This window comes from Candidatus Poribacteria bacterium, assembly GCA_026702755.1.
Taxonomy (GTDB): Bacteria; Poribacteria; WGA-4E; order WGA-4E; family WGA-3G; genus WGA-3G.
This window is the reverse complement of sequence record JAPPBX010000106.1, coordinates 28,260-44,191: the sequence shown is the minus strand read 5'-3', so window position 1 is coordinate 44,191 and position 15,932 is coordinate 28,260. Positions and strand designations below refer to the sequence as shown.

The following is a 15,932-nucleotide window of genomic DNA, read 5'->3' as shown; positions in this document are numbered from 1 at the left end:
CAGAAGTTTATTAAGCTTACCAGAGAAGCGGAAAAGCTCTAATAACGTTCCGTACATTTTGCGGAGGACTGCCCCTTTTGCAAACGCCCTCTTTGCAAATTGTGAAAGAGAGACGCTTACAAAACATATCTATAAGAGACTTATGAGAATAAATTTTGTATAGTACCCTACTCTTGTGTTCTACATTACCTGTTCCAAGATGACAATATCCCCAGGATTCCACGATTGTGCAATAATATAGAACTTGCCATCAATTTTGCGGATCACTGCGCCGTGCAGATGCTGGAAGGTCTCTACCCCTAACTCTTCTTTTAGCATAACGGTTGAGACGAGATTATTTCCCTCCAATATATAAAGCGGCGCGCCTTTATCTCTGTTCGGTCCGAAGAGACACGCAACGACAGCATACCCTGCCTCGTAATCAATACTACATGGAAATGAGCCTTTGATAAGCGAAAGCGTCTCCAGATAGGTGCCGTCCGGTGAATAACGTTCGATTTCTGCGTTCGCCCGATCGGAAGCATCCAATCGATTGGTTCCATAAGGCACTGTAATGTGATGTCCTGTCCCGAATTGCCCGGGTTCATCGCCTTTGCCACCGAACGCCAACGGATACCAACTTGCCTTAAGGGGTTCAAGACTTGTGAGTTTCGCTCCGAGAATGTAGTCTAAATCAGAGTAACCTGTTGTAACGTAAAGCATTCCGTCAATATGTGTTACGCCAGTGGGTACAAACTTACCTCCCTCACTGAAATAGGTGTTGACTGCCTGATGTTTGAAATCCGTCATTGCGTCAGGTGCTTCCAGCGTATGAACGAGCTTTCCATCCATGGTTGTCGTGAAGATTTTACCGACATCATTAGCAGGAAAAGAGAGGTAGGGGGTACCAGCAGCGGTCGTCCAGACGGTTACATAGTGCGCATTCGCCGGTTTTAGCCCAGCAGGTGTTTCAATCAGTCGCGTTGTTTTCAGATCAGCACTAATTTGGATAATACCAACGCCGGGGAGTGCGAAGTAAGTTTCACCTTGTCCATCTCGCCGATCCACGTCGAACCCACCGTGTGCTTTGTCAATTGCGGCGACGACTTCTGCGGGGAAATGGTCGCGCGTATAAAGAACTTTGAACTTAAGCGCGCCCTGCCCGCTGGTGAGTTTCATATCAGGTGCTTCATGGTGTGCAACGAATTGAAAGTTTTCCGTTTCAGCCGATGGATGTCCCGTCACATGTGCATGAACGTGTCCAATTATAAAGGTAAGGACAAAAATTAAAAAAACAACCTGTCTCATTCCGCAATCTCCTCTCTATGCTTGTATCATCGCTCGAAACTTTTTGGTAAATTCGCAGCTGCGTTTGATGCTTGCTACATCCTCCATCTTATACTGAACAACGAGCGGACCTGAAAAACCGATCTCCTTCAAGCCTTGCGCAAACGTTTCAAAATCGAAAACGCCGCCACCGGGTTCACCGCGATTGCTTCCCGATATATGTACATCACCGAGGCATGCCTTCATCGCGTGTGCCGCTGTGTGCGGTTCAGCACCATCGTTGAAAAGATGGTATGTGTCACAGGTCAAATAGACTGACAACCCTGTGTCCTTGATAAATGCGATACCTTCGCGATAGTTATCAAGCGGACATCCTTTCTCAAATTCAAGCGCGATCTTCATTCCGTTTTCATTGCAAGAGGGAATCATCTGAGACAGATTATCGGCGAGTGCGTCCAGAGATTCTTGTCGCGACACACCCTCTGATGGATTCACCCACACGCCGATGACATCGGCGTGGAATCGTCGAGCGACTTCAAGGACAATCTCAAAGTGTTGCAACGCCTCATCTTTTCGGGCAGGGGTTGTCAAAATGTGATTACCGAAGCCGATTGTTGGTGCGACAAGTTCGTGTTTTTCGGCGAGGTTTACCGCGTCGTCTATCTCGGCAGTTGAGAGTTCACCGAGAAAACCAGAATGGACAGGAATGTTGATGCCTTCGTAGCCTGCCTCAGCGACAAGTTCAAATACCTCGGCACGCGCAAACCTACCTAATGTACCCGAGTACGGATCGTAACAGACAGTTAACATTTTTCCTCTTTTGAATCCGTTTCTTTTGATAACGGATACGGGTCTTCTTTCGTTAGTTCACCATTAGGGAGTTCATAGTAAAGATGCCCGTTGAAATCATACACATTCGGAATCCCTTTTTTGCGGTTCTCCTCTTGTGCTCTTTTAACAGCGCGATTGCCGATTCGTAGGAGTTCGAGGGTCTGTTTATGAATATCAACAGAATCCGATTTGTCTTGGTGCATTATGCTTCTCCATCATGAAGGTCTCGTATAAACAGTTGAAAATAATCTTCGTTTATCACTGTAACCTGATTGTATTTACCAAAGGCAACCGCCTGAAAATATTCCACAGAATTGTAAAACATGTGCCACTGATCTACCAGGTTTCTATAAGTGTTCCAAAAGTTTTGCTTGCTCCGGTAGAAGCGACGCACAACATCTTCTGTTGGCACATGGTGTCCGCCAGCACTTACTCGATTTCGCACACGAGCAACGCTCGTCTCAGGGGATTTAAGAAAAATAAAGACGATTGTGACTGTATAGCCAGCACGTTTCAATTGAGAGATAGTTCTTGCAAACCCTTTTCCAGCAAGCGTCACCTCTACAATAAAATCTGTCCCTGATTGGATAAGCCCATGGATTTCTCGTATAAAGAGCCGACCTGCCTGAATTTTGACGCTGTCCATGTCCTCCGGTCGGGATACCAGTCTTTCCGCGATTGCATCGGCACTGATGTATTCAGAAATCTCTGACTCTCGAAGATATTCGGAAACAAACGTCGTTTTGCCGGACCCGTTTGGACCCGCTACGACTATTACATTTTTTGACAAAATTGTGCCCTTTCACGCAGGAGGCTGGCTTACGTTTTGTTTAAACAACACTGTTTATACTTTCGACCGCTGCCACACGGACACGGTGAGTTCCGTCCGACTTTCTGTGAGACTTTTGCGGCTATCGGGGTGTTGCCTTGTGCTTTTTCCTGCCGACGCTGCCGTAGAATCGGCATGATGCTATTTGCAGGTCGTCCTGCTTGCAGTGCAGCAGCCATCATCTTCATCGGTTCGTCGATGTGATTGAAAAATTGCTTATAGCCAGCACAGAGGTAGTTCAAACCGTCTTCACCCGTGGGCGTTTTGATGAATCGGTTTTTCGGACAACCGCCATTACAGACGAACTTCACTTCGCAGCTTCGGCAGTATTCGGGGAGCGTATCTCGTTTATCGGTCCCGAATTTGCGTTGGAACGTTGAATCCACCATCTCAGCAATAGTGTTCTCCTCAATGTTCCCAACGTGGTAGTCGGGCGTAACGAAATGATCGCAAGAGTAGAAATCCCCGTTATGCTCAATAGCGAGGGCATCACCGCAGGTTTCATTGAAAACACAGAGACTTGGGTTATAGCCCAACCACGCCTCTAACGCCACATCGAAAATCTGGACGAAAATTCTGCCAATGTCGTTCACGACCCATTCATCGAAGATGGCACACAGAAATTTACCGTACTGCCGTGCCGTAACGGAACGCGGGGACACGTTTTTTCCACCGAAATGCTCAACTGCAGGAATGAACTGCATAAACTCTGCGCCAAGCTCTTTGAAGTAGTTATAGACTTCCTTGGGATACTCGGCGTTGTGTTTATTGACGACACACAGTATATTATAATCGACGTTGTGTTTCTGCAAAACACGCAACCCCTTGATTACTTGCTCGGAGGAGGGTCTACCGCGTTTATCGTAGCGGTATTTATCGTGAGTTTCCGGCGGTCCGTCGATACTTACGCCGATTAGAAATTTGTTCCGCTTAAAAAACTCTCCCCATTCATCGTCAAGGAGTGTGGCGTTTGTCTGAAACGAATTCTGAATCTGCATGCCGGGACGTCTGTATTTCTGCTGGTATCTGATTGCTTGTCGGAAGAAATCCACACCCATCAATGTAGGCTCGCCGCCTTGCCATGCGAATGTGACTTCGTTGACCTCTTGTGCCTCAATGTATTGTTTGACGTAATTTTCCAAAATCGCATCATTCATTCGGAAGGAGCGCGTTTCGGGGTAAAGTTTCTCTTTATCGAGATAGAAACAATACTCGCAATCCAGATTACATATCGGTCCGATCGGCTTTGTCATTACATGAAATGCGCGCGGGGCATTGTGTTGAACCATCTGATTGTCCTCTTCTTGCGTGACCTTATAGTACGGATTCCAAACATGCGTTAAAGTTTAGCATATTCCGTGTGAATCTACAAGAGAAAATGTAAAATGCTTCTGGCAGAAGAAAAAGAAACGTGTTATAATGTTTTGTACAATGGGAATACAGGGAAACCTGTTCACTTAACATCTTAAGATTTTTTACCCAATAAGACTTTGGGATTTTCGTATCTCATGGAGGAATTCAGAATGAAATTGTTGAGTATAGGTGTCGCATTACTCTTATGTTTTTGCGCCGGTTCATGGGCATTAGAAGAAGACGATCCAGCGATTGTTGGTGTATGGCTCTTTGAAGGCGACGTTAAAGACTCATCGGGCAACGACAATGATGGAAAGATTGTTGGAAATTTTAAATTTGAGAACGGCAAATTTGGTAAAGCCGTCGTCGCTGGGGGCGGTGGCAGCATTGACGTCCAAGATTCAAAAAGCATCCAGAGCGTCAGTGACGAATTGACTGTTGCAGCTTGGTTCCGAGTAGATGCCGATTCAGATACCGGTGTCAGAAAAAATGGTGCCTATCTGCTGGAGGACCAGTCCGGTGGTGAACCAATTCCTGATGGCTTCTCCTTCAGAGTTTGGACAGCCAATGGAATTACACCCGGGTTCTACGGCAAAACAGAACTGGAACAGGGAAAGTGGCACCATGTTGCTGGAACTTATGACGGTAAAAATGTTGAGATGTACGTTGATGGTGAACCCGAAAGTAAAAAAGGGGCATTGGATTCCGGTAAGGCAGATTGGAAGCCGGAATGGGGTGGCAAGGTCGCCGCAGGACAGACTTTGCAACTTAAATTCGGACCAGAGTCTTTCACCGGTGGCATTGACGAGATTGTCATTCTCAGTCGCGCCCTTGAGGCTGATGAGATTGCACAATTGTTGAATGGTTGGGATGAGGCTTTCGCTGTTGAACCGGAAGGCAAATTGGCGACAACTTGGGCACGGGTAAAGACTTCCCGATAAGTTGATAATGGAAAGGCGAATTAAGCAGAAGGTCGCGGTTCGGGAATTGTCTCGGCAACAAAGAATCGCGACGTGAAGGTCGCTCCTACATGGATAAATCGACTGGAATTGGAGAGGTTTTTACGCCACTGAAGTGGGCAGAATGGCTCATCAACAGGTGGGCCATCTTCGAGGCGTGGCTTGATGGCGCACATATCTGTGATCCAACTGCGGGGAGGGGCTCGTTTGTACTTGCACTGCTCCATATCGCAAGGGGCAAAGGTATCCCTATCACCCCAGAACGCTTGTCCCGCTTAACGCTCATTGAAATGAACGCTGCACATCTGGCGTGGTTTAGAAAGAAGGTTAAGCAAGAATTTGGTATTGACTTTCCAGTGACGCAATTCTTCTGCCAAGATGTGATTATGGAATCGCACGCGAGAAAGTATGACATTCTTGTCGGTAATCCACCGTGGGCGAATTTCGGAGATCTACCATCGGATTACAAAACGCGTGTAAAGCCTTTTTTCCTCACAGAGGAACTGGTGCCAGACAAGCAGCAGTTGCTCTTAGGCTCTTCCCGTATTGATATAGCAGCACTCGTTTTAAAGATTGTTCTTGGTAGATTACTCAAAAAGGGTGGGGTTGGGTATTTCTATCTGCCTCTATCTCTCTTTTTCGGTGATGGCGCGCATAGAGGTTTTAGAAACTACAGCGCGAATCAACGTGACTTTGCTGTGGATACGGTCTACGAATTCACGTCGTCCCAGGTGTTTAAAGGCATTAACACGTCATACTGCTGTGCCAAATTCCGGTGCGATATGCGCCAGATTTTCCCAGTTTCATATTTCAGAGAATCACACGGAAAATGGACTGAACACAATGCGGTACCACTTAAAGATTTGGCAGACCCATGGCGGGTCGTTCGGCACCTTAATCAACTGAAAACAGATCCAAGGCTTGACATTAACTTGTCGCCGACGCAAGTGCCTCGACAAGGTGTGAATACATGTGGTGCCAATGGCATTTTTATTTTTCAGGACAAGCCTTCGGATCTTCCTGAAGAGTTTCTATATCCGCTCGCGACAAAGGATATCTGGCAGCAAGACGCTTCATCATCTCCCCGCAAGTGGATACTTCTACCGTATCATCAGCAAACTGGAAAGCCGATGTCGTGGCATCAGATTCAAGAGCATACCGCCTTAAAGGATTATCTTGAGAGTGCGCAAGAAGTCTTACAAACTCGACGGGGAACGCTCCTCCGATCGGCTATTGATAGAGGATATTGGTGGGCATTGTTCGGTGTCGGTCCCTATTCGTTCGCGCCTTTCAAAGTAATATGGGAAGCGTATGGAAAAAGACAATTTCGTCCAATTGTGTTAAGTGGCATAGATGGACGGGTTTGGCAGGGCAACCAATCGATGCATGCATTTATTCCTTGCTGGTCTGAAGGTAGCGCACAAAGGATTAAGAGTGCCCTTGAAGATCCTGAGATTCCGACGCTATTACGGCAGCTCAACGGCGCGGGTAAATGCAATTGGGCACAACCGGGTAAAATGAAAAAAATTCTATTTCGTGAATAGTACAGCCGAACAACAGTGGTACGGAAGATAATGCTGGGCGGAGTCCTATTTCCATGCGCCGAGACAAATTGCTGGAAAGAATGAGAAATAATCCACATGATGACTGGCGGATTACTCATATTGAGACGTTAGCAGAGCGATATGGATTTTCAATGAACCGACCGAGAGGTGGCAGTAGCCATGTCACACTACGCCACGATTCGGGAGAACGACTGACTATTCCCGCTCGTCGCCCGATAAAAGCAGCATATATTCGACAACTTGTGCAGGCAATTGATCAGTTAGAGAGATAAATTATGAGAAAGTTTGAGTATCCGTTTAAGATAAGTATACTGCCACCTGAAGAAGGCGGTGGTTATCTAATTGAATTTCCTGACTTGCCGGGGTGTATCTCTGATGGAGAGACAATTGATGAAGCGATAACCAACGGGAAGGACGCGATGTTCTGTTGGATAGAAACATCAAAACAGTACGGCGATGAGGTGCCTCAGCCCAGCTCAGATGCACACTCATCTGTACTTTTTGAAGGTGGAACGCAGCAGCAAGAAGATCCATTCGATATTGACATTAACAATGTAATTCATGAGTACGAACCTTTCCCTGGAAATATACATCCAACTTGGCAGTTTGATTGGACTGTAACTTGCCCTTGAATTTCCTTAACAACAGAGCTGAAACCGTTACTCAATGCTGTGCTTTCAGTATGATAAAATTGAACAGAGAGGAGGACAACGTGGGAAAAATAACTGACGCGACATTTAAGGGCAAATTCGGGATCTATGCCTTTGAGGTTTATACTACGGATACAATTTTTAATTCTGCTGGCGGGGTCTACATCTTCTCTAAGCGGAGCGTGGGTTTAGATGGGAAGGGCGCACACACGTTTCTATACATTGGCCAAACAAGTTCGTTAAAAGAGAGAATTCCAAATCACCAGAAGTTGCCTTGCATAAGAAGGCACGGGGTTAATTGCATCTGCGTCCATCGAGATAATGACGCTAACTCTCGCCTGCGTAAGGAAATTGATCTTCTTTCTGTAAACAAAACTTTATGTAATGCCCAATAGCCTCCCTTGAAATGTTGGTGCTGCCTATTGCCTCTTTACACCTGTACGCATTGAATACACGAGAAAAAACGGTTATGACACAAAAAACAGGGTTCGCCTATCATCCAGACTACCTTAATCACGATACCGGTCCGGGACACCCAGAGCGACCAGACCGGCTCCGCGCGAGTTTAGCAGCACTTCAGGAAAGCGACATCTGGGACCAATTGCACGCTATTGAACCTATTCCGGCAAGCGTAGATCAACTCTGTTACGCACACAATCCTGCCTATCCAGCACATATCCAGCAACACTGCGAACGAGAAATCCCGCTCACTTACGACACCACCGTTTGTCACGAATCGTTTGATATTGCGCTGCTTTCGACAGGTGGTGTCCTGCGTGTGGCGGATGCAGTCGCAACGGGAACCGTGAAAAATGCTTTTGCTATGGTGCGTCCACCGGGACACCACGCTACGCAGGGACAAAGCATGGGTTTTTGCTTATTCAACAACATCGCGATTGCTGCTCGGTATCTTCAGCGTGAACACGGGATCGGGAAAGTTGCGATTGTTGACTGGGATGTTCATCACGGGAACGGCACACAAGACATTTTTTATGAAGATGAGACGGTCTTCTTTTTCTCTATCCACCAGTCACCGCTCTATCCCGGGACGGGTTCAAGTCGCGAGCGTGGTAACGGAAAAGCGCATGGTACAACGCTGAATGTACCGATGCCTACAGGGAGTGGTGATAGCGAATACACCGCGGTCTTTACGGATGTTCTCATCCCCGTCTTACAAGATTTTTCACCGGAAGTCATATTAATTTCGGCAGGCTTCGATGCACACTACCTGGATCCGCTCGCCGGAACTGAACTCACAGCGGACGGATTTGCCGCACTGACGGACCTAATTCTTGAGTTTGCCGAAGAGACCGCATCAGGGCGTGTTGTCTCGGCATTGGAAGGTGGCTATAGTTTAGAGGGGGTGTCCGAGTCCGTTGTGGCACATGTAGAGCGTTTGGTGAAGGCATAAGAGAAAACATCGCTACCATAAACACATACCTGCTGCTTTCACAATCCTGAAAGTCTTATAATCCTGTAAATCCTGATTCAGACGATGCCTTATCAGGTTTCTTACCAACGTGAATTGCCACGATACCGAACGTTTTTCGGTAATACTGTACATCCATCAATCCACACTGCTCCATTACCGTTTTCAGAGCATCACAATCCGGGAATTTCATAACTGAACGGGGGAGATACCCGTACGCATCGTCTTTGTTGCGTGAGATTAAGTTCCCGATGAAAGGTAAAATCTTCGTGAAATAGAAATAGTAGAGACTCCGAAATAGTGGATTTACGGGTTGTGTAAACTCCAAGATAACGACTCGACCTCCCGGCGCAGCAACGCGTGTCATCTCACGTATCCCCATTTCTAAATCCGCAACGTTCCGAATCCCGAAACCTACAGAGACAACATCGAAGGTATCGTCCAGAAAGGGCAGAATGAGGGTATCCGCTGCCAGGAAACGGGGGCTGGCAGAAGGGGTTGGAAGGAGGGAAGGCGTTGGACTGGAAGGGTGGAAAGGTGGAAGGTTGGGGTCCCCATCCTTCCCCTCTTCCATCCTTCCTCTCTTTTGTTCCCCTCTTCCAGTTCCGACTTTCTGATTTCCGATAACGAGCATCTCGAAGCAGAAATCTGAACCGATGACAAAACCCTCCGCCCCAATTTTGTCCGAGTATGCAAGGGCAAGTTCACCTGTACCTGTACAGACATCTAACACCTTGCTCGCCGGTTTGACATCACTGACCTTAACGGTTTCGTGCCGCCAACTTCTGTCGCGTTTCAAACTTAACAGCGAGTTGAGAAAGTCGTAATGACGCGCGATGACAGAAAATAGGTTTTTTATCCGGTGTGCCTGCATAACCCTACATCCGTAGTTCCGCACCAAGTTCCTGATTGAGACGTTCAACAACCTTGTTGTGAAGGGCATTGACGGCTTTGTCTGTCAAGGTCTCGGTTGCGGAATGATAGGTGATGGTATAGGCGAGACTCTTCTTCCCCTCCGGTACCTGTTCCCCCTCATAGACATCGAACAGACGAACCGATTCTACGATGTCTCCACCCGTCGTGTAGATAAGTTCTGTCGGCATATCTGACAATATCTCCTTATCTACGACAATCGCAAGGTCACGCGCAACCTTAGGATAGATGGAAATCGGCTCGAAACGTTTGGCAAACACAGCAGTGTCCACTAAGCCTTCAAGGTCGAACTCAAAGAGATAAGCCTTATACGGTAAATCGTAGTTTTCGAGAACTGTTGGATGCGCTTCTCCGAAAGTTCCGATTCGCCTATCGTCCAATAGTACCTCTGCATTTCTGCCCGGATGGAAGATTGGCATGTCCGTCTTCTGCAATGTGTAATCAACAATGCCGCACACTTCGAGTATACCCTCTACGAGCCCTTTGATGTCGAAGAAATCCGGTTGTCGGTACGGGTTGCTGTAGATGCCTTCTCCAATCTGTCCGGCGAGGATACCTGTAACGCGCGCCGGTTCAAGTGTCTCTATTCTACCGTTTTCGTCATTGCCGATGAAGATGCTTCCTATTTCAAAGAGTGTGATAGTATCTATCTGGTGATTGCGGTTGTGTTGCGCGTTCTCCAGTAGACTTGGCAGCAGTGTTGTGCGGAGCACCGACATTTCGGGGCTTAACGGGTTTCGGAGTTTCAGGGTATCACGAAGCGGATCATTCGCATTCAACCGAATTTTGTCAAAGCAGTTCGGATCACAAAAACTGTAGTTCACCACCTCCATCATTCCGGCAGCGAGGAGAAAACGCTTTATGCGGTTGTGCACTTCTGTCTTTGGGTTTGGCGGTGGTATGGGAATATCGCCTTTGGGCAGTGTTGTCGGGATATTGTCATAGCCGTAGACCCGTGCGATTTCCTCAATGAGGTCGATTTCGCGGGTAACGTCTGACCTGAACGTCGGTACAGTGACCTGATAAACATCCCCTGAAGTTTCTACATCAAAGTCGAGACGATTCAAAATCTGCACCATTTCCGCCGTTTCAATTGTAGTCCCTAATACGAAATTGACGCGTTCGGGACGCAGTTGAATTCGGGTTAAGGGCTGCTGTCCCGGGTAGACATCAACGACACCTTCACAGACGGTGCCGCCTGCCAACTCGGCGATGAGTTGCGCTGCGCGGTCAAGAGCTGTAATGACTACGCCCGGATCGGCACCACGTTCAAATCTATAGGAGGCTTCTGTGCTTATGCCCAATGCTTTTGCGGTAGCACGAACACTTGACGGATTAAAGTAAGCACTCTCCAGTAGGACATCGCGGGTCGTTTCGGTGATCTCGGAATCGTAGCCACCCATAATTCCAGCGAGTGCAACGGGCTTTTCGGCATCAGCGATGACGAGCATATCAGCGGTGAGTTCGCGTTCAACTTCGTCAAGCGTTGTTAGGTGTTCACCGTCCGCTGCGCGGCGCACAACGATACGCCTCAGGGCGCAGCTTGCAAGCCCATATTTAACGGCTGTGAGTTTGTGATAATCGAAGGCATGAAGGGGTTGCCCGTACTCCATCAAGACGAAGTTTGTAATATCAACAATGTTGTTAATAACACCGATACCCACAGATTCAAGCCGTTGTTGCAGCCATGCAGGGGATTCCCCTACTTTAACACCTTGAATGACGCGTGCTGCGTAACGCGGGCAGAGATCTGGCGCGTCGATCGTCACGGAGGTTAGTTCTTGGATATCGGTTTCACTTTCCTTCAGATCGCCAGATGGAAGTTTTAAGGGATTTCCGGTTTCCGCTCGGATTTCGCGAGCGACACCGATCAGGCTGAGGCAATCGGGACGGTTAGGGGTAATTTCCAGTTCAAACACAACATCGTCCAATCCGAGAGCCTCTGAGAGCGGTGTACCGAGAGGCGTATCCGCTGGCAATTCCATTAAACCGGCGGCATCGTCAGAGAGTCCTAATTCCTTTTCAGAGCAGAGCATTCCTTGCGAAGTTTCGCCGCGCAGTTTCGCGCTTTTGATTGTTAAACCGATGGGCAGTGTCGCCCCGATTGTAGCGACGGGGGCAAGCATGGCCTCTCGGGCGTTCGGTGCCCCGCAAACGATCTGGAGTTCTTCCGCCTCGCCAACATCTACCTGACAAAGAACGAGTTTGTCAGCATTTGGATGTGGTCGAATAGAGGAAATACTGCCGACGATGACACCTTCAAGTCCAGCTCCGAGCTGCTTGATGGATTCAACCTCAATCCCTAACATCGTTAGTCGATCAGCGAGTTCACTTGGAGAAAGGTCAAAGTCGATGTAAGTTTTAAGCCAATTCAGGGTTACGTTCATGATAAAGTCCGTAAAGTGTTCTAAGGTGAGCTAAAGTTGTACATGGGTCCGAAGCAACTTTACAGACTTTAGCACACTTGCTAACTTTACGCGCTTCCTCCTTCTAAAACTGACGTAAGAAACGGAGATCGTTCTCATAGAGGGTGCGGATGTCCGGGATACGGAATTGGAGGTTCGCCATCCGCTCCACCCCTATACCGAAGGCGAATCCTGTGACCTGATCTGGATCGTAGTTCACGGCTTCAAATACCGCTGGATCAACAGCACCTGCACCAAGGATTTCGACCCACCCGGTGCCACCACAACTCCGACACCCTTTTCCCTGACAGACAGCACACGAGATATCCATCTCTGCACTCGGCTCTGTGAAAGGAAAGAAATGCGGACGGAACCGCATCTGGGTCTGGTCGCCAAACATCTGCCGTGCGAAGGCGGTTAGAATCCCCTTTAACTCACTAAAAGTGGCGTGCGTATCCACGAGAAGTCCTTCTACCTGATGGAACATCGGTGTGTGTGAGACATCATAATCTACACGATAGCATTTCCCCGGTACGATAATTCGGACGGGTGGTTTCTGATTTTCCATGGTGCGGATCTGAACAGGCGAATTATGCGTACGCAAGAGGCGTCCATCCGTTAGGTAAAAGGTATCATGTAAGTCGCGAGCGGGGTGGTCAGCAGGCGTATTCAGGGCATCGAAGTTGTAATACTCGGTCTCAATGTTCGGTCCTGTCACTACTTCAAACCCCATTTGACAGAAAATCGCCTCAATCCGTTCCAAGGTCTGCATGATAGGGTGTGCTTTCCCGTAAGCAGGCTTCCGTCCGGGAAGGGTGATGTCAACGGCTTCTGCTTCAAGCTGCTGTTCCTGTTGTTGACGATGCAATGCCTGCGTCGCCTCCTCGAATGCTTCTGTGAGCGTAGCACGGACCTCATTTGCGAGTTTGCCAATTATTGGACGCTCCTCTTTGGAAAGTTTACCCATGCCTTTCATGACATCGGTTAGTTTTCCCCTACGTCCGAAATACGTAATCCTGAGCGATTCAAGCGCGTCCGATGTTTGCACCGATTTCAAAGCTTCAAGGGCTTCTGCTTGAATCGCTTGTAATTCTGCCTTCATAGTTACCTCTGTTTTTTTGGCTCTCAGAGTTAAAGGATGTCACAGGCATAGTTGTCAGTCCACTTGTTGTGTAGACTTTTAGGCATCAGTTAATCGTGTAGCAAGCGAGAGTATCTTTACCACCACAAACAAGTTACCAACAACCGACAACCATAAAAAAACGCCTATCACTTCGCTCCATAAGGATTGATTTCCTTATGGGGACGAAAGCGATAGACATCTACTTCCGCGGTACCACCCCGCTTGACAGATTCGTGGAATCTGTCCGCTTCATTATTTCTTTTCAAACAGCTCCAGGATGAAATTCAGTAGTTGCTCTCAAAACCGTGCTTCCAGCCGATGACACGGTCTCTCTGGTTGAGAGATCTCAACTACTTACATAGGTCCCTTCGTAGCTTTTTATGTATTAATTCGTTACGATATGCAAATTAACGGCAGTTGTGTTAGCCTACCCTTTTGCGAGGGTAACAAGCTGCCCGAAACCAGCCTCGTCATTCACTGCGATGTCGGCGAGGACTTTTCGATCCAGTTCAATACCGGCGGTTTTGAGTCCATGGATAAACCGGCTATAGGTGAGTCCGTGCAATCTGGCGGCGGCGTTAATCCTTGCAATCCAAAGTCGCCGAAAATCGCGTTTCCGTGCACGTCTATGTGCATAGGCGTGGTTCCAACCTTTCTCTACCGCTTCTTTAGCGGTTCGCTTGAGGTTATTCCTGCCCCCGCGATAGCCTTTGGAATGCTTAAGTATCCGGCTACGGCGTTTACGGCGGACACTCCCTGTTTTTACTCGTGCCATTTAAAGCTCCTATTGCGACCATCAATGTTATCAGTGATCGCATCCACAATTCACCCGGATACGCGCGTAGATACCGGGTATTCACGATTTATTTATGAATGAGGCGTTTCAAACGTTTCTCGTTGCTGGAATCAACAAGGGTTGCTTGTCGCAGTCTGCGTTTGCGCTTTGCTGATTTTGAAATGAACAGGTGTCCTGCATAAGCGCGATTGCGACGAATTCTACCTTTTGATGTGAATTTGAAACGTTTCGACGCGCCTTTATGCGTTTTAATTTTCGGCATTAAAATATCCTTCCAGGGGTCGCGGCTACAAAAAGAAAGTGTCGTGACCGGTGGGTCGCCCCTATAAAAAATTACGGGAAGAAACACGAATGCAACGACAGAAATATTACGCAGATTTCGGCGCGAGGATCATTGACATGATGCGGGTCTCCAAGCGTGGAGGTTGTTCCACATCAGCAAGTTCTCCAAGATCGTCTTTGAGGCGCGCGAGTAAATTCTTGCCAAGCTCAGTATGGAGCATCTCGCGTCCGCGAAATCGGACAGTTGCGCGCACCTTCCAGCCATTTTTGAGGAAATCCTCTACATGCCGTTTCTTGAACTGGTAGTCGTGTTCGGCAGTATCTGGACGGAATTGCATTCCTTTCAGTACCACCTTCGTCTGTTTCTTTCGAGCCTCACGAGCGCGTTTGTTTTTTTCATACTGATACTTCCCGTAATCCATAATCTTACAAACCGGCGGAGTGGCGTTCGGTGAAACCTCGACCAAATCCAATCCGACCTCTTCGGCAAGTTTCATGGCATCGCGGGGAGACATGACTCCTAACTGCTTGTTCTCGTGATCTATCACTAAAATCTCTTTGGCTCGAATCTGATAATTGGAACGACTCTGTCTTTCCTTCGTCCTCTGTGTACGTCTGCCTTTGTAGTGTATTTTTCACACCCCCAAGTAAAGGCGCTACCGCTATAGTGCGCCGCTTGCAAGCCCATGTTAACTGTAAAGTACCGTTTGCAAACCCATATTAAAACGAAAGCGATCAACTTATTCGTTGTGCTTCGGTATACAAGATGAACTCTATCTACAAAACGTTTTGTATCGACTCGGACGTTGTGAAGCACGTCAAAAACGTTAACTTCAACAGGTTCAGGAAATGACAAGCCAAGTATTGGCTCATCTGTCATTAGAAGCCGGACATCCGAATGAATTAACTAATTATACCATATCAGTAACAGAAATGCAAGTTAAAAAAAACCGATTGTCCACAAAGTCCGTAAAACAACCAATCCACCTGCTAATCCTCCGAAAACAACGATAAAACTGATACTGACGACAAGGGCAAGCCGGATAATCTGTTCGCCAAGTTCGGGGTGTTCACTTACCCACGCGCGTGCTAACCAGAAAGTTAACGCAACACTTACCAAACTCAGGGTACACGCGCCTAAAACTGATAGCAAGATCCCTGAAAAGTCTACCATCTGTATCGTCTCCGGGATCGACCCGTATTGGGAGTAATGTCGGATGACCCCGATCAAAACTCCTCCCAAAATCACGATGAACCCGATAAAAACGATGATAACTTTTTTAAAAGCAGTTCCCATGTTTGATCCAAATTTATGATATACAACCTCGATTCGTATTTTCAATTATATCACACTCCAGTTTAAATAGCAACTTTGCCTGAAAATGCTTGTTGGTTCCTAATTGACAGTCCCTGTAAAAATGTGCTATAATTGCCATATAAGGGCGGGAAGTTAGAACTCTGAGGTGCAACATGTTCAGTGCCAATTTTCGATATCCAGCGTATTTGGTTTT

The 15,932-nt window shown here is 47.5% G+C and carries 17 protein-coding genes; 5 read left to right on the top strand and 12 right to left on the bottom strand.

Annotated elements, in window-relative coordinates; genetic code table 11:
• Positions 1–180: 180 nt before the first annotated feature.
• The 5 genes from OXH39_21300 to OXH39_21280 are packed head-to-tail and all read right to left on the bottom strand — an operon-like array spanning position 181 to position 4,215.
• Positions 181–1,287, bottom strand: coding sequence for a hypothetical protein (locus tag OXH39_21300; protein ID MCY3553005.1), 1,107 nt, complete (start codon positions 1,285–1,287; stop codon positions 181–183).
• Between the two features lie 15 nt (positions 1,288–1,302).
• Positions 1,303–2,076 (bottom strand): sugar phosphate isomerase/epimerase, encoded by a 774-nt coding sequence (locus OXH39_21295; protein MCY3553004.1) that lies wholly within the window; start codon positions 2,074–2,076, stop codon positions 1,303–1,305.
• A complete protein-coding gene (locus tag OXH39_21290) occupies positions 2,070–2,300 on the bottom strand; it encodes a hypothetical protein (GenBank protein MCY3553003.1) in 231 nt (76 codons plus the stop codon). The genes OXH39_21295 and OXH39_21290 overlap by 7 nt, the downstream gene beginning before the upstream one ends.
• Entirely contained in the window at positions 2,300–2,887 is a 588-nt protein-coding gene (locus OXH39_21285; protein ID MCY3553002.1) for an AAA family ATPase, read from the bottom strand. Before OXH39_21285 ends, OXH39_21290 begins: the two co-directional genes overlap by 1 nt.
• Positions 2,888–2,916: 29 nt before the next feature.
• Positions 2,917–4,215: an anaerobic sulfatase maturase gene (locus tag OXH39_21280; GenBank protein MCY3553001.1), complete on the bottom strand. Its 1,299-nt coding sequence runs from the start codon at positions 4,213–4,215 to the stop codon at positions 2,917–2,919.
• Between the two features lie 234 nt (positions 4,216–4,449).
• Here OXH39_21280 and OXH39_21275 point away from each other — a divergent pair, with 234 nt between their 5' ends.
• The 5 genes from OXH39_21275 (at position 4,450) to OXH39_21255 (ending at position 8,864) form a co-directional block, all read left to right on the top strand.
• Positions 4,450–5,220, top strand: a complete 771-nt coding sequence (locus OXH39_21275; GenBank protein ID MCY3553000.1) for a LamG domain-containing protein — start codon at positions 4,450–4,452, stop codon at positions 5,218–5,220.
• Positions 5,221–5,309: 89 nt separating this feature from the next.
• Positions 5,310–6,782 (top strand): SAM-dependent DNA methyltransferase, encoded by a 1,473-nt coding sequence (locus OXH39_21270; protein MCY3552999.1) that lies wholly within the window; start codon positions 5,310–5,312, stop codon positions 6,780–6,782.
• 53 nt (positions 6,783–6,835) lie between these two features.
• Positions 6,836–7,075, top strand: coding sequence for a type II toxin-antitoxin system HicA family toxin (locus OXH39_21265; GenBank protein MCY3552998.1), 240 nt, complete (start codon positions 6,836–6,838; stop codon positions 7,073–7,075).
• 3 nt (positions 7,076–7,078) lie between these two features.
• Positions 7,079–7,435 carry a type II toxin-antitoxin system HicB family antitoxin gene (locus tag OXH39_21260; GenBank protein ID MCY3552997.1) on the top strand — a complete coding sequence of 119 codons (357 nt, stop codon included), beginning with the start codon at positions 7,079–7,081 and terminating at the stop codon, positions 7,433–7,435.
• 487 nt (positions 7,436–7,922) lie between these two features.
• Entirely contained in the window at positions 7,923–8,864 is a 942-nt protein-coding gene (locus OXH39_21255; protein ID MCY3552996.1) for a histone deacetylase, read from the top strand.
• A 55-nt stretch (positions 8,865–8,919) separates the two neighbouring features.
• On the opposite strand, the gene OXH39_21250 is transcribed toward OXH39_21255, so the two are convergent.
• From OXH39_21250 to OXH39_21220, 7 genes are all read right to left on the bottom strand, one after another.
• The gene (locus OXH39_21250) at positions 8,920–9,756 is read right to left on the bottom strand and encodes a class I SAM-dependent methyltransferase (GenBank protein MCY3552995.1); all 837 of its coding nucleotides are present in this window, start codon (positions 9,754–9,756) and stop codon (positions 8,920–8,922) included.
• 4 nt (positions 9,757–9,760) lie between these two features.
• The gene (gene pheT / locus OXH39_21245) at positions 9,761–12,202 is read right to left on the bottom strand and encodes a phenylalanine--tRNA ligase subunit beta (protein ID MCY3552994.1); all 2,442 of its coding nucleotides are present in this window, start codon (positions 12,200–12,202) and stop codon (positions 9,761–9,763) included.
• A 103-nt stretch (positions 12,203–12,305) separates the two neighbouring features.
• Positions 12,306–13,322, bottom strand: a complete 1,017-nt coding sequence (gene pheS / locus OXH39_21240; protein MCY3552993.1) for a phenylalanine--tRNA ligase subunit alpha — start codon at positions 13,320–13,322, stop codon at positions 12,306–12,308.
• 448 nt (positions 13,323–13,770) lie between these two features.
• Positions 13,771–14,118, bottom strand: a complete 348-nt coding sequence (gene rplT, locus OXH39_21235) for a 50S ribosomal protein L20 (GenBank protein ID MCY3552992.1) — start codon at positions 14,116–14,118, stop codon at positions 13,771–13,773.
• Between the two features lie 88 nt (positions 14,119–14,206).
• A complete protein-coding gene (gene rpmI / locus OXH39_21230) occupies positions 14,207–14,401 on the bottom strand; it encodes a 50S ribosomal protein L35 (protein MCY3552991.1) in 195 nt (64 codons plus the stop codon).
• A 106-nt stretch (positions 14,402–14,507) separates the two neighbouring features.
• Entirely contained in the window at positions 14,508–15,053 is a 546-nt protein-coding gene (infC, locus tag OXH39_21225; GenBank protein ID MCY3552990.1) for a translation initiation factor IF-3, read from the bottom strand.
• Positions 15,054–15,361: 308 nt separating this feature from the next.
• Positions 15,362–15,763, bottom strand: a complete 402-nt coding sequence (locus OXH39_21220) for a hypothetical protein (protein ID MCY3552989.1) — start codon at positions 15,761–15,763, stop codon at positions 15,362–15,364.
• Positions 15,764–15,932: the final 169 nt, after the last annotated feature.